This is a genomic window from Anaeromyxobacter oryzae (assembly GCF_023169945.1).
In the GTDB taxonomy this organism is placed as follows: Bacteria; Myxococcota; Myxococcia; order Myxococcales; family Anaeromyxobacteraceae; genus Anaeromyxobacter; species Anaeromyxobacter oryzae.
In genome coordinates, this window is sequence record NZ_AP025591.1 from 1,479,374 (window position 1) to 1,504,413 (window position 25,040).

General features: G+C 73.5%; 20 protein-coding genes. 10 read left to right on the forward strand and 10 right to left on the reverse strand.

Annotated features, from left to right (window positions below; translation table 11 throughout):
• Positions 1 to 55: 55 nt before the first annotated feature.
• A complete protein-coding gene (locus tag AMOR_RS06470; RefSeq protein ID WP_248359818.1) occupies positions 56 to 1,372 on the reverse strand; it encodes a nucleotide sugar dehydrogenase in 1,317 nt (438 codons plus the stop codon).
• Between the two features lie 239 nt (positions 1,373 to 1,611).
• Here AMOR_RS06470 and AMOR_RS06475 point away from each other — a divergent pair, with 239 nt between their 5' ends.
• The 9 genes from AMOR_RS06475 to AMOR_RS06515 all read left to right on the forward strand — a co-directional run bounded on the left by AMOR_RS06475 (position 1,612) and on the right by AMOR_RS06515 (position 12,855).
• Positions 1,612 to 2,289: a sugar transferase gene (locus AMOR_RS06475; RefSeq protein ID WP_318653850.1), complete on the forward strand. Its 678-nt coding sequence runs from the start codon at positions 1,612 to 1,614 to the stop codon at positions 2,287 to 2,289.
• Entirely contained in the window at positions 2,289 to 3,284 is a 996-nt protein-coding gene (locus AMOR_RS06480; RefSeq protein WP_248359820.1) for a hypothetical protein, read from the forward strand. The genes AMOR_RS06475 and AMOR_RS06480 overlap by 1 nt, the downstream gene beginning before the upstream one ends.
• Positions 3,285 to 3,304: 20 nt before the next feature.
• Positions 3,305 to 4,366 carry a GNAT family N-acetyltransferase gene (locus AMOR_RS06485; RefSeq protein ID WP_248359823.1) on the forward strand — a complete coding sequence of 354 codons (1,062 nt, stop codon included), beginning with the start codon at positions 3,305 to 3,307 and terminating at the stop codon, positions 4,364 to 4,366.
• A gap of 18 nt (positions 4,367 to 4,384) precedes the next feature.
• Positions 4,385 to 5,593, forward strand: coding sequence for a DegT/DnrJ/EryC1/StrS family aminotransferase (locus AMOR_RS06490; protein ID WP_248359826.1), 1,209 nt, complete (start codon positions 4,385 to 4,387; stop codon positions 5,591 to 5,593).
• Between the two features lie 231 nt (positions 5,594 to 5,824).
• Complete coding sequence (locus AMOR_RS06495; RefSeq protein ID WP_248359829.1) at positions 5,825 to 7,816, forward strand: polysaccharide biosynthesis protein; 1,992 nt, start codon at positions 5,825 to 5,827, stop codon at positions 7,814 to 7,816.
• Positions 7,813 to 10,083 (forward strand): polysaccharide biosynthesis tyrosine autokinase, encoded by a 2,271-nt coding sequence (locus AMOR_RS06500; RefSeq protein WP_248359831.1) that lies wholly within the window; start codon positions 7,813 to 7,815, stop codon positions 10,081 to 10,083. The genes AMOR_RS06495 and AMOR_RS06500 overlap by 4 nt, the downstream gene beginning before the upstream one ends.
• Positions 10,084 to 10,096: 13 nt before the next feature.
• Positions 10,097 to 10,549 carry a low molecular weight protein-tyrosine-phosphatase gene (locus AMOR_RS06505; protein WP_248359833.1) on the forward strand — a complete coding sequence of 151 codons (453 nt, stop codon included), beginning with the start codon at positions 10,097 to 10,099 and terminating at the stop codon, positions 10,547 to 10,549.
• Positions 10,546 to 11,619 carry a polysaccharide export protein gene (locus AMOR_RS06510; protein WP_248359835.1) on the forward strand — a complete coding sequence of 358 codons (1,074 nt, stop codon included), beginning with the start codon at positions 10,546 to 10,548 and terminating at the stop codon, positions 11,617 to 11,619. The genes AMOR_RS06505 and AMOR_RS06510 overlap by 4 nt, the downstream gene beginning before the upstream one ends.
• Positions 11,620 to 11,634: 15 nt before the next feature.
• Positions 11,635 to 12,855 carry a glycosyltransferase gene (locus AMOR_RS06515; protein WP_248359837.1) on the forward strand — a complete coding sequence of 407 codons (1,221 nt, stop codon included), beginning with the start codon at positions 11,635 to 11,637 and terminating at the stop codon, positions 12,853 to 12,855.
• Here the strand turns inward: AMOR_RS06515 and AMOR_RS06520 are convergent.
• Genes AMOR_RS06520 through AMOR_RS06535 form a run of 4 tightly spaced genes read right to left on the reverse strand, consistent with a single transcriptional unit; the run spans position 12,830 to position 17,715 of the window.
• The gene (locus AMOR_RS06520; RefSeq protein ID WP_248359839.1) at positions 12,830 to 13,966 is read right to left on the reverse strand and encodes a glycoside hydrolase family 55 protein; all 1,137 of its coding nucleotides are present in this window, start codon (positions 13,964 to 13,966) and stop codon (positions 12,830 to 12,832) included. The two genes, AMOR_RS06515 and AMOR_RS06520, sit on opposite strands and share 26 nt — an antisense overlap.
• Positions 13,963 to 15,120: a glycosyltransferase family 4 protein gene (locus tag AMOR_RS06525; RefSeq protein WP_248359841.1), complete on the reverse strand. Its 1,158-nt coding sequence runs from the start codon at positions 15,118 to 15,120 to the stop codon at positions 13,963 to 13,965. Before AMOR_RS06525 ends, AMOR_RS06520 begins: the two co-directional genes overlap by 4 nt.
• A gap of 43 nt (positions 15,121 to 15,163) precedes the next feature.
• Positions 15,164 to 16,405 carry an O-antigen ligase family protein gene (locus AMOR_RS06530; protein WP_248359843.1) on the reverse strand — a complete coding sequence of 414 codons (1,242 nt, stop codon included), beginning with the start codon at positions 16,403 to 16,405 and terminating at the stop codon, positions 15,164 to 15,166.
• A complete protein-coding gene (locus AMOR_RS06535) occupies positions 16,402 to 17,715 on the reverse strand; it encodes a lipopolysaccharide biosynthesis protein (protein WP_248359846.1) in 1,314 nt (437 codons plus the stop codon). Before AMOR_RS06535 ends, AMOR_RS06530 begins: the two co-directional genes overlap by 4 nt.
• A 59-nt stretch (positions 17,716 to 17,774) precedes the next feature.
• Between AMOR_RS06535 and AMOR_RS06540 the strand changes: the two genes are divergently transcribed.
• On the forward strand, positions 17,775 to 18,905 hold the full coding sequence (locus tag AMOR_RS06540; protein ID WP_248359849.1) for an SDR family oxidoreductase: 1,131 nt from the start codon (positions 17,775 to 17,777) through the stop codon (positions 18,903 to 18,905).
• A 4-nt stretch (positions 18,906 to 18,909) separates the two neighbouring features.
• Here the strand turns inward: AMOR_RS06540 and AMOR_RS06545 are convergent, their stop codons facing one another.
• The 5 genes from AMOR_RS06545 to AMOR_RS06565 form a co-directional block, all read right to left on the reverse strand.
• The gene (locus tag AMOR_RS06545) at positions 18,910 to 19,356 is read right to left on the reverse strand and encodes a CBS domain-containing protein (RefSeq protein ID WP_248359852.1); all 447 of its coding nucleotides are present in this window, start codon (positions 19,354 to 19,356) and stop codon (positions 18,910 to 18,912) included.
• A gap of 47 nt (positions 19,357 to 19,403) precedes the next feature.
• Entirely contained in the window at positions 19,404 to 21,014 is a 1,611-nt protein-coding gene (groL, locus tag AMOR_RS06550) for a chaperonin GroEL (RefSeq protein ID WP_248359854.1), read from the reverse strand.
• A 149-nt stretch (positions 21,015 to 21,163) separates the two neighbouring features.
• A complete protein-coding gene (gene otsB / locus AMOR_RS06555; protein ID WP_248359857.1) occupies positions 21,164 to 21,955 on the reverse strand; it encodes a trehalose-phosphatase in 792 nt (263 codons plus the stop codon).
• Positions 21,952 to 22,755 carry a trehalose-phosphatase gene (gene otsB, locus AMOR_RS06560; protein WP_248359860.1) on the reverse strand — a complete coding sequence of 268 codons (804 nt, stop codon included), beginning with the start codon at positions 22,753 to 22,755 and terminating at the stop codon, positions 21,952 to 21,954. Before otsB (AMOR_RS06560) ends, otsB (AMOR_RS06555) begins: the two co-directional genes overlap by 4 nt.
• Positions 22,752 to 25,013, reverse strand: coding sequence for an alpha,alpha-trehalose-phosphate synthase (UDP-forming) (locus AMOR_RS06565; RefSeq protein ID WP_248359863.1), 2,262 nt, complete (start codon positions 25,011 to 25,013; stop codon positions 22,752 to 22,754). Before AMOR_RS06565 ends, otsB (AMOR_RS06560) begins: the two co-directional genes overlap by 4 nt.
• Positions 25,014 to 25,040 lie beyond the last annotated feature (27 nt).

Sequence of the window (25,040 nt, forward strand, 5' to 3'; positions counted from 1 at the left end):
CGGGCGTGCGGCCTCCACGCGGCGCGCGCGTCGGTGTCGCCGCGCCCCGGGCACGTCACGCCTTCACGACGCGCCGGGGCCCCCCGCCGAGCGCCGAGACGAGGTTGCGCGTATCCACGACCAGGCCGACGTCCCGGTAGAGCGCGGGATCCTTGAACGCGTCGTGGGCGGTGGCGACCACCAGCACGTCGTACCGGGCGAACATCTCGGGCGTGCACGGGACGGAAGCGAGGGAGAGCCCCTGCCTGCGACCCTTCCGCGCCGCCGGGAAGAACGGATCGCAGTAGTCGACCCAGGCCCCCGCCGCCCTGAGCAGCTCGATGAGCGCATACGAGGGCGACTCGCGATCGTCGTCGATGTTCGGCTTGTAGGCCAGGCCGAGGACCAGCACGCGCGAGCCGCGGAGGGACTTGCTCTCGTCGTTGAGCGCCTCGGCCACCTTGCCGACCACGTAGCGCGGCATGTCCGCGTTGATCTCGCCGGCGAGCTCCACGAACCGGGCCCAGGTGCCGTGCTCGGCGGCCTTCCAGGCGAGGTAGAAGGGATCGAGGGGGATGCAGTGGCCGCCGAGGCCGGGCCCCGGGTAGAACGGCATGAACCCGAACGGCTTCGTCCGCGCCGCCTCGATGACCTCCCAGACGTCGATGCCCATCCGGTCGAACGTCATCTTGAGCTCGTTCACGAGCGCGATGTTCACGGAGCGGAAGACGTTCTCGAGGAGCTTGCTGGACTCCGCCACCCGCGCCGACGAGACCTCGACGACGGTCTCGACCGCCGCGCGGTAGAGCGCCGCCGCGGCCTCGGTGGACGGGCCGTTCACGCCGCCGACGATCTTCGGGATGGTGCGGGTCGAGAACCGGCCGTTGCCGGGGTCCTCGCGCTCGGGGGAGAACGCGAGGAGGAAGTCGTCCGGGCAGGCGAGCCCGCTCTCGCGCAGGATGGGCAGCACCTCCCCGTCCGTTGCCCCCGGGTACGTGGTCGACTCGAGGACCACCAGCTGGCCCGGGCGCAGCCGGCGCGCGATCGCCCGCGCGGTCTTGTGGATGAACGAGTTGTCCGGCTCGCGGTGCGTCCCGAGCGGCGTCGGGACGCAGATCAGGATGGCATCGCAGCCGGCGAGGCGGTCGAAGTCGGTCGTCGCCTCGTACCCGCCGCTCGCGACCGCGCGCGCGACGCGGTCCCGGCCGATGTGGCCGATGTACGAGTCGCCGCGGCGGAGCGCCTCGACCTTGCGCTCGTCGACGTCCAGCCCCAGCACCGGGAAGCCGGCGTCGTGGAAGACGAGCGCGAGCGGAAGGCCGACGTAGCCCTGGCCGATGATCCCGACGCGCGCGGCGCGGGAGCGGATGCGGGAGAGGAGCTCGATCGTCATGGCGGGCCGCCGGGCCGGCAGCTCACGTGCGTCCGGCTCCGGGCGCCTGCAACGTAGTCACTGTCCGTCGCGAGAGATGCGCCCCTGCGCCTCGCGCACCATCGACGCTGGGCGACCAGCGGGGCGAGCGATCGGGGCGGGGGGCGACGGCCGCGGGGCCGCTGCCGCACGTCGCGCGCGACCTACATTGTTTGCGCCCGGCGTGTCGCGGGGCGCGTTCACGGTCGGTCGGAGGTCCATTGCGGCGGCGCACCGGGATTGGGCTCGCGCTCAAGCGCCTGATCGATGTCGCGGGCGCCGCGGCCGGCCTGCTGCTGCTCTCGCCGGCGCTGGCGGCCACGGCCCTGGCGGTGTGGGCGGTGGACGGGCGCCCGGTCGTCTTCCGGCAGGTGCGCCCGGGCCTTCGCGGCCGGCCGTTCACCATCTACAAGTTCCGGACGATGCGCCCGCCGCGCGCCGGCGAGGTGTGGTACCGGACCGACGAGCAGCGGCTGTCGCGCCTCGGCCGGTTCCTCCGGACGACCAGCCTCGACGAGCTGCCCGAGCTCTGGAACGTCCTCCGCGGCGACATGAGCCTGGTGGGTCCTCGCCCGCTCCTCCTGGAGTACCTCGAGATCTACACGCCGGAGGAGCGACGCCGGCACGACGTGCAGCCGGGCGTGACGGGCTGGGCGGTCGTGAACGGGCGGAACGCGCTCCCCTTCCGCGAGCGGCTCCGCCTCGACTGCTGGTACGTGGACCACTGGAGCCTCGCCCTGGACCTGAGGATCCTCCTCCTCACCGCGAGGCAGGTCCTGCGGAGGGCGAACGCCGCCGCGGTCGAGGACGACTCCGCCCTCGGCTTCCCCCTCGCCGACGTCGCCGCAGAGTCGAAGCGGCGCCGCGAGACCGACACGGCGACGAGAGGCGACCAGTGATGCGGGCGTTCACGGGCGCCTTCGGCCTGCCGGAGCCGCGCGGCGACCCGTTCCGCGCGGCGCCGCGCCCGGCGGCGACGGCGGCACCCGCCGCGGATCGCGCGGCGCCTCCGGCCCGGGACGGTGCCTCCCTGGCGCGCTTCTTCGCGGCCCGCGGACGTCGCGTCGTGGACGCGATGGGCGTGCTCTGGACCGAGTACCGGCGCCCGTTCTACGCGAGCCTCCCGTTCCAGCGGCGCGTCGACCTCGACCCAGGGGCACTCCGGCACGCGCTGCGTACGCGCCGGATCCCCGCCGTCCGCTACCTGTCGGTGACGCAGCCCGGCTGCCCGAGCGGCGTGTACACGCTTTCACCCACCGGCTATGGCATCGGGCGCGTCCACCCGAAGCGCCGGCGCCGGGTCCGCCGGGGCCTCGACGCGACGGAGTGCCGGACGCTCGACCCGGACGAGCTGCTCGCGCTGGGGCTGGAGCTGAACCTCGACACCTTGCATCGGCAGCGCCGTTTCGACCCGGAGTTCGCGGACGCGGTGGGCTGGAGGCGGTTCGTCGCGGCGGTCCGCACCTGTCCAGAGGTGTCGATCGGCGGCGCGTTCACCCGCGGGAGGCTGTCCGCCTACGACGTCGTCTGCCGCGACGGCGACTGGTTGCACCTCCTCCACAAGATGAGCCGGACCGCGGATCTCGCGACCGACGCGGGCGTGGCGCTCGACTTCTGGAGGCTGTGCCGGGCCGCGGGGGACGCGAGCCTGCGCGGCGTCGAGACGGGGTTCGCGCCGATCGTCAGCGGGGACACGCTCCACCGCTACAAGACCGACCTCGGGTTCGAGCTGATCGGCTGCGACCTCGCGATCCGGTTCCACCCCGCCCTCGAGCCGATCCTGGCGAGCCGGTGGACCGTGGGAGCGGCCCGGTTGCTCGCGCGGCTGCGCCCGCGGAGCCACGGCCTGGAGCGCGTCGCCAACGTGCTCGGGGGCGCACAGCGATCCCGGTGATGCGGGAGGAGGGCTCCACGGTGCGATTCCAGGTGCTCGATGCAGAAGACGCGGACGACCTCACCGCCTGGACGCTGCTCTGGGACGCGTGGCCGCACCGCGAGGTGATGGCGCACCCGGAGTACGTTCGCCTGTTCGCCCGCCCATGCGACCGGGCCTTCGGCATCGTGGGCGAGACGGACGGGGGCACCGTCCTGCTCCCCCTCGTCGTGCGCCCGCTGTCCGCCGAGCCCTGGGTGCGCCCGGAGGATCGCCGCTGGGACGCCACTTCGCCGTACGGCTACGGGGGCGCGTTCGCCGTCCGCGGAGAACCGGACGGCGCCGCCTTCTGGCGCGCGTACCGCGAGTGGGCGCGCGACGCGCAGATCGTCACGACGTTCCTCCGGATGTCGCTCTTCCGCGAGCGCATCCTCCCGCCGCCGGACGGCCTCGAGGTCTGCAGCTCGAACGTCGTCGTGTCGCTCGACGGCGGGCTCGACGCGGTCTGGCTCCGGTACGTCCCGAACGTGCGCCGATGGATCCGCAGCACCGAGCGGACGGGGCTCACCGTCGAGCGCGACGCGACCGGCGCCCGCCTCGACGCGTTCGTGAGGCTGTACGAGTCGACGATGCGACGGCGCGAGGCGACGCCGTTCTACTTCTTCCCGCGGACGTTCTACGAGCGCCTCCTCGAGCGGCTCGCCGGCCACTACGTGTTCCACCACGCGCTGCTCCGGGGCGAGGTGGTGGGCTCGGACCTGACGCTCGCCTCGGCGGACCACGCGTACCACTTCCTCGTGGGGACCGCCGAGACCGCGCTCCGGCTCGGGACGAACTACCTCCTGAAGCACAGCGCCGCGGGGTGGGCGATCGAGGCGGGCAAGCGGGACTACGTGCTGGGCGGCAGCCACACCCCGGGCGACGGCCTCTACCGCCACAAGCTCGGGTTCGCGCCGCGGGGCGCCGTCCCGTTCCGGGTCGCGCGCCTGGTCCACGACGAGCGCGCCTACCGGGAGCTGTGCGACGAGCGCGCCGCGGCGGCCGGCCCGGAACACGCCGTACCGCGGCCCTCCCAGGGATACTTCCCCGAGTACCGAGCGTGAACGCGAGGAACGATCGCCATGTCCCGCATTCACCTCTCGGTTCCGCACCTCGGCCGCCAGGAGCTTCGCTACGTTCACGAAGCGTTCGAGTCGAACTGGGTGTCCACCGTGGGGCCGCAGCTCGACGCGTTCGAGCGCGCGCTGTCCAGCCGCATCGGGCGTCCGGCGGTCGCCCTGGCGAGCGGCACCGCCGCGATTCACCTCGGCCTGCGCCTGCTCGGCGTCGGCCCCGGCGACGAGGTGCTGGCGTCGGACTTCACGTTCGTCGCGAGCGTGAACCCCATCCGCTACTTGGGGGCCACCCCCGTGCTCGTGGACAGCGATCCCGGGACCTGGATGATGAGCCCGGAGCGGCTGGCGGAGGCGCTCGAGGACCGCGGGCGCAGGGGGCGGCGTCCGCGCGCCGTGGTCGTCGTCCATCTGTACGGACAGTGCGCGGACATGGACGCCCTCGGCGAGGTCTGCGCGCGCCACGGCGTGCCGATCCTGGAGGACGCCGCCGAGGCGCTGGGCGCGACGTACAAGGGCCAGCCAGCCGGCTCGATGGGCGAGGTCGCCGCGTTCTCGTTCAACGGCAACAAGATCGTGACCAGCTCGGGCGGCGGGATGCTGGTCGCCCGCCGCCCGGAGTGGGTGGAGCGGGCGCGCTTCTGGTCGACGCAGGCCCGCGATCCCGGCGTCGCGTATCACCACTCCGAGATGGGATTCAACTACCGCCTGTCCAACGTCCTGGCGGCCATCGGACGCGGCCAGCTCGAGGTCCTCGACGAGCGGGTGCGGCAGCGACGAGCGGTCGCCTTCCGGTACCGCGACGCGTTCGCGGATCTGCCCGGGCTGGCGCTCATGCCCCAGGCGCCGTACGGGCTCCACACGAACTGGCTGTCCTGCTTCCTCGTGGACCCGGACCGCCTCGGCGCGACGCGAGACGATCTGCTCGCGGCCCTCGACGCCGCGGACGTCGAGGCGCGCCCGCTGTGGAAGCCCATGCACCTCCAGCCGCTGTACGCGGACTGCGATCGCTACGGGGGCGACGTCGCGGAGCGGCTCTTCGAGCTCGGCCTCTGTCTTCCCAGCTCGAGCAACCTCTCCCTCGAGGCGCAGCGCCGGGTCATCGACGTCGTTCGAGACGTCGCGGGAGCACCACGCCGGCCCGGGCGCTCGCCAGGCGCCGCCCCGGCGGCGGACGGCGCGGGGCCACGGATAGACGTCCCTCATCACCGTCAGTGACCGTTTGCGCCCCAAGACAACATCGGCCGGATGGGTCTCGCGCCCGGTGGTGGCCCTGCGTGGGTCGCCTACCGGTGAAATTCTCGACGGACACCCGACGCGGTCAGTGAAGGTTACTGTCCAGGCCCTGGACCGTTACTAACGTGCCGGGTACACGCGCCGGGTAGTGTCGCAGCGCAGCCGGCCCGTCGGGGGTCGTCTCTAACGGAGCGAACACGGGGTCCGCCGAGCATGAGCCGCACGTCCCGGTGCTCTGGCGTCCTCGCGCGCGCGCTCCGCGCCATGCTGATGGTCACGTTCGACGCGGTCTCGACCGCGTTTGCCGTCTGCGCCGCGTGGCTCATCCGCTTCGAGACCCAGGAGTGCCCCCCATCTTTCGCCGCTCCGCGGCGGTGGACGATCGCCATCGTGGTGTGCGCGCGCACGGTCGCGCTCGTCGGGGCGGGACTGCATCGATGGTCGTTCGACCTGCCGGGAATCCCGGAGGGGCTCCGACTTCTGTCCGTGCAGATCGCCGGGAGCCTCGCGTTCGTGGCGATCGTCGCCGCGCTGGGAATCCCGGTGCCCCGCTCGATCTACCCGCTGGAGTTCCTCGTCTCGACGGCGCTCATCACCGGCTACCGCTACCTGCCCTCCCTGCTCGAGGAGCGCCGGCGGAGCTGGGCGCGCTTGCGCGGCGGCGCGACGGCTCGCACGCTCATCGTCGGCGCAGGGGAGGCCGGCGAGCTCCTCGCCCACGACCTGCGGCGGAGCGCGGACAGCAAGTACCACCTGGTCGGCTTCGTGGACGATGACCCGGAGAAGCTCGGCACGCAGCTGGCCGGGCGCCCCGTCCTCGGGAAGCTCAGCGACCTCCCCCGGCTGATCCAGGCCCACCGCGCCTCCAGGGTGCTCCTGGCCATCGCGCGGCTCCCCCCGGCGCGGATCCGCGAGCTGCTCGCCGCGTGCGCCTCCTCGAAGGCGCGCTTCAAGATCATCCCCGCGTCGTTCACCGTCCTCGACGACCGGATCTCCGCGGCGATGCTGCACGACCTCTCCGCCGAGGACCTGCTCCCGCGCGCCGCGGTCGCCTTCGACCCGCGCGAGATCCGGGATCGCGTGCAGGATCGGAACATCCTCGTGACCGGCGCCGGCGGCTCGATCGGCTCCGAGATCGCGCGTCAGCTCGCGATGCACGGCGCGCGCACGCTCGTCCTCGTCGACCTGAACGAGAACGAGCTGTACCTCACGGCGCTCCGGCTCGGCGAGCTGTACCCGGGGGTCACCATCCGGTGCGAGGTCGCGGACATCCGGGAGTGGCGGCGCCTGCTCCGCCTCGGCGAGCGATACCGGCCCCACTACGTGTTCCACGCCGCGGCGCACAAGCACGTGCCGCTCATGGAGTACGCGCCCGAGGAGGCGATCAAGAACAACGTGTTCGGCACGCGCAACGTCGCGCGCATGGCGAGCCGCTGCGGCGCGGAGCGCTTCGTCCTCATCTCGACGGACAAGGCGGTCCGGCCGACCTCCGTCATGGGCGCGTCGAAGCGCGTGGCGGAGCTCGTCGTCCGCGACGTCGCACGACGCTCGGCGACGCGCATGACCTCGGTCCGGTTCGGCAACGTGCTCGGGTCCGCCGGCAGCGTGGTGCCGATCTTCAAGCGCCAGATCGCGCAGGGCGGTCCGGTGACCGTCACGCACCCGGAGTGCACGCGGTACTTCATGACGATCCCGGAGGCGGTCGGCCTCGTCCTCGTCGCCGGGCTGCGCTGCGAAGGCGACCTCTGCGTGCTCGACATGGGCGAGCCCATCCGCATCGTCGACCTCGCGCGGAGCCTCATCACCATGGCGGGCCGGGTGCCGGGCGAGGAGATCCCGATCGTCTACACGGGGCTCCGCCCGGGCGAGAAGCTGTACGAGGAGCTCCTCACCGAGGAGGAGGAACGGACGGAGCAGGTCCGGGACCGGATCCACGTGGCCCGCGGCCTCGCGCCGCCCCGCAGGTTCCGGGAGCGGCTGGCCGAGCTCCGCCGCGCGGCGCGCGCGGGTGACTCCGATCGGCTCCTCGAGCTCCTCCGCGAGCTGGTGCCGACCTACACCGTCACGCGCAACGAGGCAGGGACCGTAGCCGGCGTGGACGTGCCTGACCGCGACCGGCAGGACGACAGGCTCCCCGCGCCGGTGATCGATCTGCGGCCCGGCGGTCCCCGCGGCGGCTCGCACCTGAAGGAGGGTAGCCCATGACGCGCGACGAGTCCGGCACCGTCGTCGGCCTCCCGGGCGCGGAGCCCGACGCTCCGCGAGCCCGCGCGTTCGGGCGCGCGCCATCAGGGTCCGGCGAGGCGGAGCCGACGCTCGCGGAGCTGGTCCGGATCGTCCGGGGAGGACGGTGGCTCGTGATGGGGCTCGCCGCCGTGTTCGTCGCGCTCGGGAGCGCGTACCTCTTCCTGAAGGCGCCCATCTACGAGGCGAACGTGGTCGTGCAGGTCGAGGACCACGCGACGACGGTGACGAGGCTCGACGAGCTCTCGGCCGCGCTCGGCGAGAAGCCGCCCTCCGACGCCGAGATGGAGCTCATGCGCTCGCGCACCCTGCTCGAGTCCGTCGTGGACGAGCTCGGCCTCGACGTGGAGGCGCGGCCGCGCACCTTCCCCGTCGTGGGGGCCGCCGTCGCGCGGCTGCACGAGGGGCCGGACCTCGCCGCGGCGCCCCTCGGGCTCGACGCGTACGCGTGGGGAGGCGAGCGCATCGTCGTGAAGCGGCTGCAGGTCTCCGACGACCTGCTCGACGAGCCGCTCCGGGTCGACGTCGGCGTGGACGGCCGGCTCGAGGTGCAGGGGCCGCGCGGCCCCCTCGCGCGGGGCCGCGTCGGCGCGCCGGTGGAGGGCCACTCCGACCGGACGCGGGTGGAGATGTACGTCTCGGACGCCGTCGCGCGTCCGGGCACGTCGTTCGTGGTCACGAAGCGGCGGCGGTCCGACGTGGTGGACCGGCTGCAGCGCGCCGTCGTCGTGACGGAGCGCGGCAAGAAGACCGGCATCCTCGTCGCGGAGCTCGAGGATCGGGATCCCGAGCGCGTCGCCGCCATCGTGGACGCGCTCGCCCAGGCGTACCTGCGCCAGAACGTGGAGCGGCGCTCGGCGGAGGCGGCGAAGACGCTCGCGTTCCTCGAGTCGCAGCTCCCGAGCCTCAAGGGCAGCCTCGCGTCGGCGGAGAGCGCCGTGAACTCGTACCAGCAGCGGAAGGGCACCGTCGATCTCTCCCGCGAGGCGCAGGCGATGCTCGACCGGACCGTGGAGGTCGAGCGGCAGCTCTCGGAGCTCCAGCTCCAGCGCTCGGAGCTCTCCGACCGCTTCACGGACCAGCACCCGACGATGATGGCGTTGAAGGAGAAGGAGGACCGCCTCCGGTCGCAGCGCGCGGCGATCAACGCGCGGATGAAGGACCTGCCCGAGAAGGAGCTCGACTCGACTCGGCTCGCGCGCGACGTGAAGGTCGCGAACGACATGTACATGACGGTCCTCAACAAGGTCCAGGAGCTCCGGGTCGTGAAGTCGGGCACCGTCGGGACCGTCCGGATCGTGGACCACGCGGTCGTCCCCCACGAGCCGACCAGCCCGCGCCCGCTTCCGGTCCTGGCCGTGTCGCTGCTGCTCGGCCTCTGCGCGGGCGTCGCCGCGGCGTTCGCGCGCGATGCGCTCGAGGACGTCGCGTCGGATCCCGACGAGATCGAGCGCGCCACCGGAGTCCCCGTGTACGCGACCGTGCCGCACAGCCCGCGGCAGGTGGGGCTGGTCCGACGGCGTCACCGCCGGGGAGCGAGGGCGCCGCTCCTCGCTGCAGCGGATCCGGGCGACCTCGCGATCGAGAACATCCGGAGTCTCCGCACCAGCCTCCACTTCGCCCTCGTCGACGCGCCCACGAACGTCGTCGCGATCAGCGGCCCCGGGCCGGGGCTCGGGAAGTCGTTCGTCGCGGTGAACCTCGCGCACGTGCTCGCGGCGGCGGAGCGGCGCGTGCTGCTCGTCGACGGCGACCTGCGCCGCGGCCGCCTCCACCGAGCGTTCGGGCTGTCCCGGGAGCCAGGAGTCTCCGAGCTGGTGGGCCAGGCGATCTCCGCCGAGCTCGCGATCCGGGGGACCGACTACCCGCGCCTCGACCTGCTCTCGACCGGGCACATCCCGCCGAACCCGGCGGACCTGCTCGCGAGCGATCGGTTCCAGCGGATCCTCGCCGACGCGTCGCGCCGGTACGACGTGGTCCTGCTCGACACGCCCCCGATCCTCGCCGTCACCGATGGCCTCATCGAGGCGCGCCTCGCGTCGGTGATCCTGCTCGTCCTCCGGGCGGGGCACCACCCGCTGCGAGAGATCGCCCTCACGGTCAAGCGACTCGCGCAGAACGGCATCAAGGTGCACGGCGCGGTGCTGAACGACGTCATGGCGCGAGGAAAGGACGCCGCGTACGCCGGGTACTATCACTACGAGTACCGCTCGCTGAAGGCCGACTGAGGAGCGCGCCGTCGTGTTCAGCCGGATCCTCATCGTCTGCGTCGGGAACGTCTGCCGCAGCCCGATGGCGGAGGTCCTCCTCGCGGAGCGGCTCGCGCGCCGTCGCGCCGGCGCGACGGTGGAGTCCGCCGGGCTCCGGGCGCTCGTCGGCCACCCCGCGGAGCGGATCGCCCAGGATCTCATGCGCGAGCGCGGCCTCGACCTGTCGCGGCACGTCGCCCGTCAGCTCACCGCGGACCTGGGGGACGCCTTCGAGCTCATCCTCGTGATGGAGCGAGCGCACGAGCGCGCCGTCCAGGCCATTGCGCCGAACACCCGCGGCCGCATCCGCCGCCTCGGGCACTTCGGCGACTTCGACGTGCCCGACCCGTTCCAGCAGGAGCGCCCCGCCTTCGAGCGCTCCCTCGCGCTCATCGAGCGCGGCCTCGAGGGCCTCGAGAAGGCGTTCTGGAGCGCACGACCATGAGGCTCCTGGCTTGTGCAGCGTTGACCCTCGCCTCGGGGTGCGCTCTCGCCCCCGGGATGCAGATGGACCGGGATGCGGCGCGGGGCCGGCCGCCCCTCGCGATCGAGCGGATCACGCAGGCCACGGTGCAGCGGCTCGTCGCGGCGCACTTCACCCCGACTCCGCTGAAAGACCCGCTCGCCGACGAGTCCGCCCACTACCGTTACACGATCGCGCCCCACGACGTGCTCCAGGTGACCGTGTGGGACCACCCCGAGCTGACCGTGCCCACGGGCCAGTTCCGCTCGCCCGAGGAGAACGGCAACCCGGTCGAGGAGGACGGGACCATGTTCTATCCGCACGTCGGGCTCCTCGACGTCGCCGGCAAGACGGTCGCGGAGGTGCGGAACATCATCACGACCCGGCTCACCCGCGTCATCCCGAACCCGCAGGTGGACGTTCGCGTGGCGGCGTTCCGGGGCAAGAAGGTGGCGGTGACCGGAGAGGTGACCGCGCCGAGCACGGTCCCGATCACCGACGTCCCGCTGCACGTCCAGGACGCGCTCGCCGCTGCGAAGGGCTTCACGCCGGAGGCCGACTTCTCGCGCGTGTCGCTCGCGCGAGCGGGCAAGACCTACGTCCTGAACCTCCAGTCCCTGTACGAGAGCGGCGATCTCACCCAGAACTGGCTCCTGCAGGACGGCGACGTCATCAACGTCCCCGACCGGAGCCTCAACAAGGTGTTCGTCCTCGGGGAGGTGCGCGTGCCGCAGTCGAAGCTCATGGTGCGCGGTCGCATGACGCTGGCCGAGGCGCTCATCGACCAGACGCAGGGGTTCGACCCGTCGGCCGCGAACGTCTCCCAGATCTTCGTCATCCGCGGCGACTACGAGTCGCCGCACATCTTCCAGCTGGACGCGAGCTCCCCCGACGCGCTCCTGCTCGCGACCCAGTTCCCGCTACGGCCGCGAGACGTCGTGTTCGTCTCCACCTACAACCTGACCCGCTACAACCGCGTCATCCTGCAGATCCTGCCGACGATCCAGGGGATCTGGCAGACCTACGACCTCGTCAACCGGATCACGCGGTAGCGGCCGAGGGGCACCGTGCGCGCCGCCTTCTTCAGCGATCACCGGTTCGGGCGCGACGCGTCGGGCCGCCACTACACGAACGGCAACCTGCCCTATTCCGTGCTGGCGAGGTACCTGCGGGCGTTCGACCGGCTCGTGGTCGTCGGGCGCGTGCAGCCGGCCGGACCCTCGACGCCCACGCTCGCGAGCGGCGACGGGATCGAGCTGGAGTGCGTAGACGCCGGGAGCTGGCTCCTGTTCGGGCCGACGGTGATCAAGCACGTGAGGCGCGTCATGGCGCGCGTGGACGCCGCCATCGTCCGCCTCCCGAGCTCGGTGGGGCTCGTCGCGTGCCGCGAGGCGATGCGCACCGGGAAGCCGTGGATGGCAGAGGTGGTCGGCTCGGCCTGGGATGCGCTGTGGCACCACGGCTCGTGGCGCGGCCGGGCGGCGGCGTGGCCCCTCGACCGTCTCAACAGGCACCACATCGCGAAGGCGCCGTTCGCGCTCTACGTGAGCCGCGAGTTCCTGCAGCAGCGTTACCCCAGCCGCGGCGAGACGATCGCCTGCTCCGACGTCCAGATCGAGCCTCCGCGCCCGGAGGTCCTGGAGCGCCGGCTCGCTCGACTCGGGACCCTGGATGCGCGCGTGCCGGCGCTCGGGATCGTGGGCTCGCTCGACGTGAGCTACAAGGGACACGCGACGGCGCTGCGCGCGCTCGCCCTCCTCCACGCGCAGGGACGCGCCGCGACGCTCCGCTGCCTGGGCGGCGGCGATCCCGCGCGATGGCGGCGAGCCGCCACCGCGCTCGGCGTCGCCGGGAGCGTGGAGTTCCCGGGAACGCTCCCCGCGGGTGCGCCCGTCCAGCGATGGATGGACGGCCTCGACCTGTACCTGGCGCCGAGCCTGCAGGAGGGCCTGCCGCGCGCGCTCGTCGAGGCGATGAGCCGCGGGCTGCCGGCCGTCGGCGCGCGCGTGGGAGGGATCCCCGAGCTCCTCGACGACGAATGGATCCACCCGCCGCGCGATCACCACGGGCTGGCCCGGCGAGTCGCACGACTCCTCGAGGAGCCGCTCCGGCGCGCGGACGCGGCGCGCCGCAACTTCGCCGCCGCGCGCGCGTACGCGCCGGACGTCCTCGACGCGCGCCGGACCGCGTTCCTGGAGCGGTTCGCGGCGTTCGCGCGGCAGCGCGGACCCGTCCCCCGGCGCCCGTCGTCGCGCACCTCCGTCACGGAACCGCGGACGCAGCAGTAGCGTGGTCGGCGTTGCCCTCCACGACGACGTTCGTCGTCGCGGCGCCGTTGCCGGAGGCGTGACGGATCTGGACGAACACAGACGTCCGGTCCGCCGGGAAGAACTCGTTGCCCTGGACCAGGATCCCGTCGAACGACGCGGTGTCGGGTGCCTTCTCGACGCCGGCGCGTGCCCGGATGGTGTTCCGCGCCACCGTCACGTTCCGCACCGTTCGCGTGTAGCCCTTGCGCGGCGGGAACGAGAACAGGTTCACGAAGGACGTCGCCGGCGCGTCGGCGTCGTTCCCGGCGATCTCGACGTCCTCGACGACCGTGAGGTCGTCCGGGTTCGGCTCGACGTCCACGGCGGCGACGTACGCGTTCGACTTGCGGATGACGTTGCGGAGCACGAGGGCGCCGCGGACCGCGACCAGCGCCACGTTGCAGCGCCGCGGGCCGACGAGCGTGTTCCGCCGGACGACGACGGCGGCGCTGTTCGCGTGCGCGAGGGCGCCGACGTACACGGAGTCGCCGTACGTGGCCTCGATGACGTCGTCCTGCACGAAGACGTTCCGCGAGCCCACGATGGCGATGCCATGGGCGTGCTCCTGCGCGGACGCCGCCCCGTCCCAGCCGCCGTTCAGGTGCAGCCCCGAGATGACGATCCCGGACCCGAGATAGCCCGCGACGCGGAGCAGCGTCTTCGCGTCGCTCCCGTCGGAGCCGTCCATGCGGATCTCGGGCATGCCCTCCCCTCGCACCGAGCTGGCCAGGTCGATGCGCGCCGTCACGCGGTAGAACGCGGGCGGCCGGGGCACGACGAGCGGCTGCCCCGTGGCCGCGGCGCGCTGGAACGCCGCCGTGTCGTCCGCGACGCCGTCGCCGCGGGCGCCGAAGGCGACGACGCTCACCGCCGGGGCGTCGTCCACCGGGTCGGGGGGACCGGGGGGCGGCTCGGGGGACGACGGCGGCGCCTGGTCCGGACGCGCCGGTCCGTTGTCGGCGTCCAGCGGACCGCCCGCGGTCGACCGGCGCTCGGCCCGGACCGTCACCGCCGCGACCAGCGCGAGCAGCAGGACGATCTGAAGTCCCCGCCCCCCGTCCTGGCGCGCGATCCCGCCGTTCCGCGTCACGGCGCTCCCCCGCGAGCCCGCGCGGGCACCGCGCGCTCCAGGAGCTCCTGCACCTCGTCCGCCCATCGCTCGTAGCCGAACCGCGTGCGGACGTGCTCGTGCGCCCGCGCGACGAGCGCGGCCCGGAGCGCGCCGTCCTCGAGGCGGAGCACCTCGCGCGCGAGCGCGGCCGGGTCTCCCGCCGGAAACACGAGCCCGGCCCGCCCGCCGTCGACGACCTCCGGCAGCGCGCCACGGTCCGAGACCACCGCGGGCGTCCCGACGGTCATCGGCTCGATGGCGACGAGGCCGAACGGCTCGTCCCACACCGACGGGCACAGCACCGCGTAGACGTCGCGCATCAGCGTGGGGACGTCGCGCACGTACCCCAGGAACCGGAGCCGCTGGGCGACGCCGAGGCGCTCTGCCCTGCTCCGCAGGTCCGCCGCACAGGCCCGGGCCGAGGCGTCGGCGTCGTCGCCGGTCACCCAGAGCACGTAGGCCTGCGGCAGCGCCGCGAGCGCCTCCACGGCGACGTGCGCGCCCTTCTTCTCGCGGAGCGCGGCGCTCGCGACGAGGAGCGGCCGCTCCGGGCGGAGCCAGTCGCCCGCGCTCGACGAGGCGCCGGCGCGCTGCGGGACGGCGTTGTGGATCCGGACGATCCTGTCCTCCGGGATGCCGAGCCGCGCCAGCGTCCGGGCCGTGTGATCCGAGACCGCGATCACGCTGTGGCACGCGCGCGCGAGCCGGCGCGCGACGCCTGCCCTCCGCCGCGAGATCTCGCCGTGGCAGTGCCACACCACCGCAGGGCGGTGTCGCGGGGCGAGCCCGGCCCGCGCGAGCACGACGAGCAGGAGCTCACGGAAGCCGTGCACGTACGCGACGTCCGACGCGCGCAGCGCCGGCCGGAGCCGGAGGACCATCGCGAGCAGCCGGGGCGCCGCGCGGGCGAGGTCCACGACGCGCCCCACACCGGCGCGCTCCGAGAGCATGCCGCGACCGGGCACCCCGATCGTCCGGTCGACCGCGACGCCCGCGGCGGCCATCTCGTCCATGTCGGCCTGGTTGCGCCCGAGCTCGACGTACCGCACGTCGCAGCGGTCGAGGCGCGGCAGCCCGTCGCCGAGGACGCGGCGCACGCCGCCCGGGAGCGCGAGCAGGTACGGCACGAGCACGCGCGGCCTCACCGCGGTCGCCGCCGCGCGGCGCGGCGCGGCGCTAGGAGAGCTGAGGGACGGAGGGCTCAAGGGTGGAGACCGCGACGAGGAGGAAGAAGGTCGGCGCCACGAAGAAGGACGCCGGCGATACGCTGGCCAGGCCGGCCGTCAGGAAGGCGATGAACCCGGCCTGAAGGAGCACGCGCCGCCGTCCGTCGTCGCAGCGGGAGATGAGGAGCCAGCCGCGCCGCAAGAGGAGCAGGAGCGCGACGAGACCGAGGAACCCCGACGCCAGCAGCGTGTCCATGTACAGGCTGTCCGTCGTTCCGAGGTAGTTGCCGTAGCCGGCGAGGTGCGGCGTCATCGCCGGGATCGTGTGGCGGGATCCGACGCCAAGCGGGTGCTCGACGGCCGTCGCGAGCGCGGAGCGCTGGGCGGCGAGGCGGCCGGCGAGGTTCGCCTCCCCGGCCCCCTGCCGGAAGAAGCGCACCGTCCGCTCCGCGAACGCATCGTCGTACCGGAGGCCGAGCACGACCGCGACCGCGAGCATCCCCGCGATCGCGATGCGCGCCACCGGCGCGCCGCGCCACCGGACGAGCAGGTACGCGGTCGCGGCGGCTGCCGCGAGCATGCCCGACCGGCTCGCCGACGCGACCACGTTGAAGCCCGCCGAGGCGAGCACGATCGCGTCGCCCGCCCACGCGAGGGCGCCGCGCCGCCGCCGGGCGAGGGCGAGGTCGAGCACCGCCAGGCCCATGGACGTGTACGCGAAGTCGTTGGGGTTCGACCCGAGCCCGACGGACCGCCCCTCCTCGAACTCGGGATCGTCCTCCTGGATGCGCGCGGCGAGCGGCAGGCGATCCGCGAGCTCCGGGAAGATCACCGCGAGCGAGCTGGCGAGCAGCGTGCAGACGATCACGACGCGCACCGCCGCAGCGAGGCGGCGCACCGGGAAGACCACGAGGGCGAGCGGCAGGACCGCCGCGAGCCCGTACTTCTTGAGGTGCAGCGACAGCTCCAGCGCGGCGTCCCCCGGCGACCCGGACGAGAGCCAGGCCGCGAGCGCCCCGAGGCCGCCGACCGCGAGCGGAAGGAGCGCGATGCCGATCGCGGTGCGGGCGCGCCAGCCGAGGTGCCGCGCAGCGCCGACGCCGAGCGCCGTCAGCGCCCACAGCGTGATCAGGATGGCGTCGCTGATCGTGATGGTGCCGAGCCCGGGGATCACGCCGATGGGCCACCAGATCAGCGAGGCGGGGACGAGCACGAGCACGAGCGCGTGCGCAGCCGGCCGGAAGAGCGTCACGGCGCGGTGACCTCCTTCCCGCGGGCGCCGCCGATCCGGGTCACGCGCGCCGCCCACGGGGCGGCGACGACCGCGAACGTCAGCAGGGCGCCCTGCGAGACGAGGCTCGCGATCGCCGCGCCGCGCCAGCCGAGGCGCGGGTCGAGGAGCACGTTCAGCACCACGCCGACGCCGAGCGCGCACACCTGCGCGGCGGTGCGGAGCGGCTGCAGCCCTGCGCCGGTGAGCGCGTCGAGGAACGGGTAGGTCAGGACCTCGATCGCGACGAGCGGCGCGATCCAGCGCAGCGTCGAGGCGGTCTCGGCGAACCCCTTCCCGAACAGGTGGGCGAGCACGGGCGCGGCCAGCGCGATCGTCGCCCAGGCGAGCAGGCCGTACGCCAGCGCCGCGGGGGCGACCTGGAACGCGAAGCGGCGCGACGCGGGCAGGCCGGCGGCGCCGGCCCGGAAGAACCGCCGGTAGATCGCCCCGAAGAACGCCATGGCGGGCGCGATGGCGACGGCGAGCGCCCGCGTGGACGCGGCGTACACGCCGGCGCTCTCCAGGGCCGCGAGGCGCGCGAGGAGGGCCTTGTCGAGCTCGGCGTTCGCGCTCTGCGCGACCGCGCCGATCCCGAAGTGCACCCCCTCCGCCACGCGCGCCCGCACCGCGCCGCCCGACCAGCGCGCAACCCCGAACCGACCGAGCAGGACGGCGACGCCCCCGACGCCCACGGCGACGTACTGCGCGCAGTAGATCCAGGTCCAGGTGGAGAACGCCTTCGAGGTCGCGCCCAGCACGAGGGCACCCGCGAGGTAGACGACCCCCGTCACCGCCTCGATGAGGGCGGCGCCCAGGACCTCTCCCCGGCCGACGAAGATCCCCCGGAACAGGCTCGTGAGGCGCGCGCCGAGGAGGTTCCCGACGCCGACCGCGGCCACCGCCGTCCAGGGCGTTCCGGGGAGCGCCACGCGGCCGACGGCGAGGAGCACGAACAGCGCTGGCGGGAGCGCGCACGCGGTGAGCGCGAGGGTGTTCCCGATGACCCGCCGTTCCTCCACGCCGGCGGTCACGTCCCGGACGGCGAGGTTGTACGCCCCGAGCTCCACGAACGGCGAGAGCAGCACGGTCACGGCGAGGACGGCCGAGAATCGTCCCAGGTCCGCGGGGCCGAGCGCGCGAGCGAGGAGCACGAACCCGAACGCCTGCGCGAGCACACGCGTGGAGAAGCCGGCGAAGAGCAGCGACGTGTCGCGCGCCACCCCGTCGGGAACGAGGTGCAGGAGCCGCTCGCTCCACGGGCGCGCCGCCGTGCGGACGTGGGGCGGCACACCGGCCGTGCTCGCTGTGGACCTCGGCAGGCTCACGTCCGCTCCCGGCGCTGGACCCCATGGACGATGTGATCCCGGCGCCGCCGCCGCCAGCGATCCACATGTTCCCTGCGATGGGGCTCGCACCAGCGGCACCGAGGTACCCGCAAGCGCTCGCCGCGATGCGCTCGAGCCCGAGGCGCTGGCTGGTCACCGGCGGCGCGGGCTTCATCGGCAGCCACCTCGTGGAGGCACTCCTGCGAAACGGCCAGGAGGTGGTCGTGCTGGACGACTTCTCCACCGGCCATGCGGGTAACCTGGAGGACGTCCGGCGCCTCGTCGGCCCGGACGCAGGGCAGCTCGCGGTCGTGACCGGGGACATCCGCGACGCGAGCGCGTGCAGGCGCGCGATGGACGGCGTGGACGTGGTGCTGCACCAGGCCGCGCTCGGGTCCGTGCCACGATCCCTCGAGCGCCCGCTCGCGACCCATGAGGTGAACGTCACGGGTTTCCTGAACGTGCTCGAGGCAGCCCGGGGCGCGGGGATCCGCCGCGTCGTGTACGCCAGCTCCAGCTCCGTCTACGGAGATCACGCTGCGCTGCCGAAGACCGAGGACGCCGTCGGCCGTCCGCTGTCGCCGTACGCGGCCTCGAAGCGTTGCGACGAGGCGTACGCGGCAGCCTTCGGGCGGTGCTTCTCCCTGGAGCTCGTCGGCCTCCGCTACTTCAACGTGTTCGGACCGCGGCAGGATCCCGCAGGGCCTTACGCCGCCGTGGTGCCGAGGTGGTTCGCGGCGCTGCTCCGCGGCGACGAGATCGCGATCCACGGTGACGGCGAGACGAGCCGCGACTTCTGCTACGTCGCGAACGTGGTCCAGGCGAACGTGCTCGCGGCCACGACGACGAACCCGGCGGCGCCGGGGCAGGTCTTCAACGTGGCGTTCGGGGCCCGCACGACGCTCAACGAGCTCTTCGAGCTGATCCGCAGGGAGGTGGCGCGGCTCCGGCCGGAGGCGGTCCATGCCCGCGCCGCGTACCGCGACTTCCGCCCGGGAGACGTGCGCCACTCGCTCGCGGACGTGTCACGTGCCCGGACCGTGCTCGGCTACGCGCCGACGCACTCCGTCGAGGAGGGCTTGCGGGAGGCCGCGCGCTGGTACGCCACGAGCCACGCCCCGCTCGCGTCGACGAGCCGCTCCGTGGCTCCCTGATCGATCAGCTCCCCGGCGTCTCCCACCACGGCCACGGGCCGTGGTGGTGGCTTTGCCGCTCCGGCGCGCGGGCGTGCTCGACGATCTCGCCGGCGAGGGAAGGGCTGTGGAGCGCGACGTCGTCGACGCTCAGCACGCCGACCGGCCGCTTCGAGACGTCCAGGACCACGAGCCGGCGGACCGCGCCCGCCGCCATCCGCGTCGCCGCGGCCTCGAGGTCGTCGTCCTCGGAGCACTCGAGCACCTGCGAGGTCATCGCGCTCCGGACGTCGGCCTCGGCGGGGTCCACCGCCTCGGCGATGCTCCGGACGACGATGTCGCGATCCGTGAGCACCCCCACGACCTGATCGCCGTCGCACACCACCAGCGCTCCGACGTCGAGCTGCCGCATCCGGCGCGCCGCGGCCTGCAGCGTCTCGTCCGGGCCGATCGTCTCGGCCCTCCACGTCATCGCATCCCTCACCCGCATGGCGTCACCCCTTCCGCCGGGAAGCCGGCTCACAGCTCCGCCGGGACCGGCTCCGCCTTGCGCTCCGGCACGTCGACGAGGGTCGCCTCGGTGAGCAGGAGGACGCTCGCGACGGACACGGCGTTCTCGAGCGCGAGGCGGACGACCTTGGTCGGATCCACGATTCCCGCCTCGACGAGGTCGACGTACCTGCCGCGCGCCGCGTCGAAGCCCTGGTTCCCCGTCCCGAGGCGCATGCGCTCGACGACGACCGCGCCGTCCTCCCCGGAGTTCACCGCGATCTGGCGCGTCGGGATCGTGAGCGCGTGCTTCAGGATCGCGAGCCCGGTCCGCTCGTCGCCCTCGCACGCGGCCTCCTCCGCCTCGACCGCGGTCACCGCGCGCAGCAGCGCGAGCCCCGCTCCGGGGACCACCCCCTCCGCCACCGCGGCCTTCGTCGCGCTGATGGCGTCCTCGAACGCCTCCTTGCGGCTCTTCAGCTCGGCCTCCGTCGGGGCGCCGACGTGGATCACGGCGACGCCGCCCGAGAGCTTCCCGAGCCGCTCCTCGAGCTTCTCGCGGTCGTAGTCGCTCTTGCACTCCCGGATCTCCCGGCGCAGCCGCTCCATCCGGTCCTCGATGCCCTTCCGATCGCCGGCGCCGCCGATGACGGTCGTCGTCTCCCGGGCGACCACGACCCTCCGCGCGCTGCCGAGATCCGCGAAGGCGAGGTGCTCGAGCTTCACCCCGAGGTCCTCGGACGCGACGCGGCCACCGGCGAGCGTGGCGAGGTCCTCGAGGAGCGCCTTCCGGCGATCGCCGAAGCCCGGCGCCTTCACCGCGGCGACGAGGAGCGTCCCCCGGATCCTGTTCACCACGAGCGTCGCCAGCGCCTCGCCGTCCACGTCCTCGGCGACGACGAGGAGCGCGCGACCGGCCTTCACGACCTCCTCCAGGAGCGGGAGGACGTCCTTCATCGCCGAGACGCGCCGGTCGGTGAGCAGGATGACCGGGTTCTCGAGGACCGCCTCCATCCGCTCGGGATCGGTGACGAAGTACGGCGAGAGGTACCCGCGATCGAACTGCATCCCCTCGACCACCTCGAGCTTCGTCTCGGTCCCCTTCGCCTCCTCCACCGAGATCACGCCCTCGCCCCCGACGCGCTCGACCGCGTCGGCCACCAGCTCGCCCATGGCGGCGTCGTTGTGCCCGGAGATCGTCGCGACCTGCGCCTTCTCCTTGCGGGTGCGGACCGGGCGCGACAGCGCCCGCAGGCTCGCGATGGCCGCCCGCAGGCCGCGATCGAGGCCGTGCTTCAGCTCGATCGCGCTCGCCCCCGCCGCCACGTTCTTCACGCCCTCGGCGAAGATCGCGTGCGCGAGGAGCGTGGAGGTGGTGGTGCCGTCGCCCACCGCCTCTGCGGTGCGCTCCGCCGCCTCGCGGATCATCCGGACGCCGAGGTTCTCGGTGGGGTCGTCGACCGCCAGCTCCTTCGCGATCGTCACCCCGTCGTTGCAGACGATCGGCTCCCCATATCGCTTGTCGATGAGGACGCACTTCGACTTCGGCCCCAGGGTCACGCGCACTGCGTTGGCGAGGAGCGTGGCGCCACGAAGGACCCCCTCGCGCGCAGCCGTGTCGAACTGCAGCTGCTTGCTCATGCAACAAGCGTAGGGAACCCCGGCGAGAGGGCGGCGGAGGACCTTGGGGAGACGGCGTGCGCACATGGGGCGCGGCACGAGACCGCTCGCCGCAACGGGGCGCACGGCCGGTCGCTCGCCGAGCGCCCGCGCACGGGAGCGACTCGGCGTCAGCCCATCACGCGAACGAGCCCCTCCCACCGCGCCCCGAGACCGTCCTGTTGCGCGCGCGCGGCGATCAGCGCGCGCAACAGGTCGTCGATCGCTGCCTGGTCGGGGAGCGCGAAGCGGGCCGCCGTCTCTCGGCCGTGCCCGATGCGGACGGGGTACGTCACCGCGCCCGACCGGAACGCCTCCTCGTCGGTCGCGTCGTCGCCCACGTACGCGACCGCGCGCGCGCCGAGGCGGCGGGAGAGGTCCTCGAGGGCGTCCGCCTTGGTCGGAGCATCCGCCGGGACGAGGTTGACGACCGCGTGCCCGTCGAAGATCCGCACGTTCCCGAGCCGTGCCGCCGCGTCGAGGATTCGCCGTCGCGCGAGGTCCCACGACGGGGCGGCGCGGTAGTGGACCGCGATGCTGAAGTACTTGTCCTCGACGTCGACGCCCTGCGTCGCGGCGAGCGCGTCCGAGAGCGGACCGTGCCACGCCGCCACCTGCCGCTCCAGGCCACGGTCGAGGGGGCCGAACGCGGCCTCCGCGCCGTGGTTGCCGATCACCGCGACGAGCGGCACCCGTGGCAACCGGCTCGCCACGTCGCCGCGAGACCGGCCGGAGACGACGGCGCACGGGTACATCAGCGCCGCCGTCCGGAGCAGCCCGGCCGTGTCGGACCGGACGCGCGCGGCGTTCCGGTCCGGCACGATGGGCGCGAGCGTGCCGTCGAAGTCCAGGGCCAGGAGCGCGCGACCGCGCGCGATCTCCAGGACCGCTTCCCTGCCCGCCATCGAGAGAATGGGCGTCATCCGTCTCCTCCGTTCTTCGGTGCTCCGCACCGCTGTGGCCATCGCTCGCCGAGACAGGCGGCGCGTGAGCGCGCGGCGACGAGGGCCCGCAGCAGCTCGTCGACGTCGGACTGCGCGCGCAGGTAGAAGCGCGCCGCGGAGGCCGTCGACGGGCCGAGCCGGATGCCGGCCGTCACCGCGCACGAGCGGAAGGCGTCCTCGTCCGCGTCGTCGCCCACGAAGACGACCGTCCGTGGACCGAGCCGTGCCGCGAGCGCCTCGAGCGCGTTCCCCTTGGTCGGGAGATCGCACGGGGCGAGATTCAGCACGGCTTCGCCGCCGAAGACCCTCGCGCCGGGCAGCGACGACGCGACCTCGAGCAACCGTCTCTGGACGTCGGCTCGGCCGAGCGTACGCCGGTAGTGGACCGAGATGCCGACGGCCTTCTGCTCGACGTCGACCCCCTCGGCTCCGTCGAGCACGGCCCTGAGCGCCGCCGCCCACGCCTGGACCTGGCGCGAGATCCGGGGATCCGGCGCCCCTTCCTCCGGCTCGGCGCCGTGGTTGCCGAACACCGCGACGAGCGGCACGCGCGCGACGCGCGGGAGCACGTCGGCGCGATCTCCCCCCGAGAAGACGGCGCACGGGTACAGGATGCCGGCCATGCGCAGGAGCGCGCGGGTCGAGTCGCGCATCGTCGCGGCGCGCCGGCCCTCGACGTGAGGCGCGAGCGTCCCGTCGAAGTCGAACGCGAGGAGCGCCCGATCCCGGGCCGCGTCCTCCACCAGGGCGACGCCCTCCCGCGAGCGGATCGGGGTCAAGAGCGCCCTCCGCCGACCACGCGCAGGCCGAGCGAGAGCCGATCCGAGAGCCGCCCGCGCTGCCGCAGTCGCCCGGCGTCGGCGAGCATCCGGCCGGCCCAGCGATACACGTTGAGCTCCGAGACCATCGCGCGCATGGCGCGCATGCGCTCCGCCTGCTCGGCGGCGGGCATCTGCAGCGCCGTCGCGAGCGCGGCGCTCGCCTCCTCGAGATCGTAGGGGTTCACCACGAGCGCCTCGGTGAGCTCCCGCGCCGCTCCGGTGAACTGGCTCAGGACGAGGACGCCGCGCTCGTCGTCCCGCGCCGCGACGAACTCCTTCGCGACCAGGTTCATGCCGTCGTGCAGGCTGCTCACGTAGCAGACGTCGGCGGCGCGGAGGTACCGGAAGATCGCCGGTGGCTCGTGGTGCGCCCGGAGCAGCACGATCGGCCGGTAGGTCCCGGACGCGAAGCGGCGGTTGATCCGTGCCGCGAGCGCCTCGACGGCGTCGTTGAGCGCCGCGTACCTGGGGATGAGCGTCCGGCTCGGTGCAGCGAGCTGCGCAAAGGTGAACCGGCCCCGGAGGTGCGGGAATCGCTCCAGGGCGCGCTCGACGGCGAGGAGCCGTTCCTCGATGCCCTTCGTGTAGTCGAGGCGATCGACCCCGACGCCGAGGAGCGCGTCGGCGTCCAGCCCGAGCTCCGCGAGGACCGCGTGCCGGCACTCGGCCGCGGGGGGCGCCGCCGCGGCCCACCGGTTCGGCCACTCGATGGAGATCGGATAGTTGCGGACCAGGCACTCCCGGCCGCCCTGCACGACCGATTGCCGCTCGCGATCGATCCGCGTCTCGAGATACCGGTCGACCGCCTCGACGAAGTTGTTGCAGTGCTGCTGGGTATGGAAGCCCACCACGCTGCTGCCGAGGAGGCCGTCGAGCACCTCGCGACGCCACGGGCAGATCCCGAGCCGCTCCGCGTTAGGCCAGGGGATGTGCCAGAAGGTGATGATCGTCGCCCGGGGAAGCCGTTCCCGGATCATCCGCGGCACGAGCGCGAAGTGGTAGTCCTGGACGAGGATGACGGGGTCGGGGCCCTTCACCTCGTCGCACACCGCCTTCGCGAACCGCTCGTTCACGGTCACGTACTGCTGCCAGTCCGAGGCCCGGAACTCCGGGCGCGCGTGGGCGATGTGGCACAGGGCCCAGAGCCCCTCGTTCGAGAAGCCGTAGTAGTAGCCGCGCTCCTCTTCCTTGCTCAGCCAGACGCGCCGGATCGCGTACGACTCCTCGCCCGGCGGCACCCGGACCCGGTCGCACGCGTCGACCGTGTCCCGATCCGCCGAGCCACTGCCGTGCGCGATCCACGTGCCCGAGCACGCGCGCATCACGGGCTCGAGCGCGGTGACGAGACCGCTCGCCGGGTGCAACACGCGAACGGCACCGTCGGCCCCCCGCTCGTGGACGTACGGCTCGCGGTTCCCCAGGATCACGACGCTCTCGCCGTGGAGCGCGTCCCGGAGCGTCTGCTGGAGGCGCTCCGGCGACCAGCGACCGCCGGACGCCGACGCGCGCTCCTTCGCGAGATCCTCGACGAGCTGCCGGACGTCCTGGAGCACCGGGCTGAACGCCGCCGGCCCGTTCGACGGCAGCCCGGGGGATCGCGGCGCCAGCGCGAGGACGCGGCGGAACTCCTGCGTCCACGTCCGCCACGAGTCCCTCCGGACGAGCGCCGTCAGGATCGAGGCGAGCACGGCGACGACCGCGAAGACGGCGATCGTGAAGTGCTTCGCCGCGGTCTCGCGCCGAGCCGCGACGCTCATGTCCTGGAACAGCACCAGGTATCCGCGCAGCTCTCCGTCCGCGCGGATGGCGTGGACGCTCAGGTGGACGGGGCCGCCGTCGAGCTCCGCGTCGAGCTCGCCGGGCAGGTCGCGTGCGCCTGCGCCATGGCGTCTCGCCTCGAGCCCCTCGCACCCGAACGAAGCCGGGATTCTCTGCGTGCGGGCCACCGTGAGGAACGCCGCCGTGCAGACCTCGGCAGCCATGATCCGCTCGTCCTGCGCGAGCCCCTCGAGGATCTTCAGGACCTTCCGCTGCTCGCCCGCCGCGAGGTGGGACGCGAGCCCCTCCTGGGCCCCGGACGCCGCCAGCCGCGCGCGGAGCTCCACGTCCCGCGTGAACCATGACCGGGTCGTCTCGGCGACGGCGATCGTCGCCATCCAGGCGAGCACCGCCAGCCCGAGCAGCAGAGGCACACCCACGCGGAGCAGGGATCGCACGCCCGGATGCTATGCGATCGAAGCTTT

Coding starts and splice junctions, on each gene's coding strand:
- AMOR_RS06480 (WP_248359820.1), top strand. CDS start 2,289: ATGCGGGCGTTCACGGGCGCCTTCGGCCTGCCGGAGCCGCGCGGCGAC.
- otsB (WP_248359857.1), bottom strand. CDS start 21,955: ATGACGCCCATTCTCTCGATGGCGGGCAGGGAAGCGGTCCTGGAGATC.
- AMOR_RS06470 (WP_248359818.1), bottom strand. CDS start 1,372: ATGACGATCGAGCTCCTCTCCCGCATCCGCTCCCGCGCCGCGCGCGTC.
- AMOR_RS06510 (WP_248359835.1), top strand. CDS start 10,546: ATGAGGCTCCTGGCTTGTGCAGCGTTGACCCTCGCCTCGGGGTGCGCT.
- AMOR_RS06540 (WP_248359849.1), top strand. CDS start 17,775: ATGGACGATGTGATCCCGGCGCCGCCGCCGCCAGCGATCCACATGTTC.
- AMOR_RS06495 (WP_248359829.1), top strand. CDS start 5,825: ATGAGCCGCACGTCCCGGTGCTCTGGCGTCCTCGCGCGCGCGCTCCGC.
- groL (WP_248359854.1), bottom strand. CDS start 21,014: ATGAGCAAGCAGCTGCAGTTCGACACGGCTGCGCGCGAGGGGGTCCTT.
- AMOR_RS06500 (WP_248359831.1), top strand. CDS start 7,813: ATGACGCGCGACGAGTCCGGCACCGTCGTCGGCCTCCCGGGCGCGGAG.
- AMOR_RS06545 (WP_248359852.1), bottom strand. CDS start 19,356: ATGACGTGGAGGGCCGAGACGATCGGCCCGGACGAGACGCTGCAGGCC.
- AMOR_RS06490 (WP_248359826.1), top strand. CDS start 4,385: ATGTCCCGCATTCACCTCTCGGTTCCGCACCTCGGCCGCCAGGAGCTT.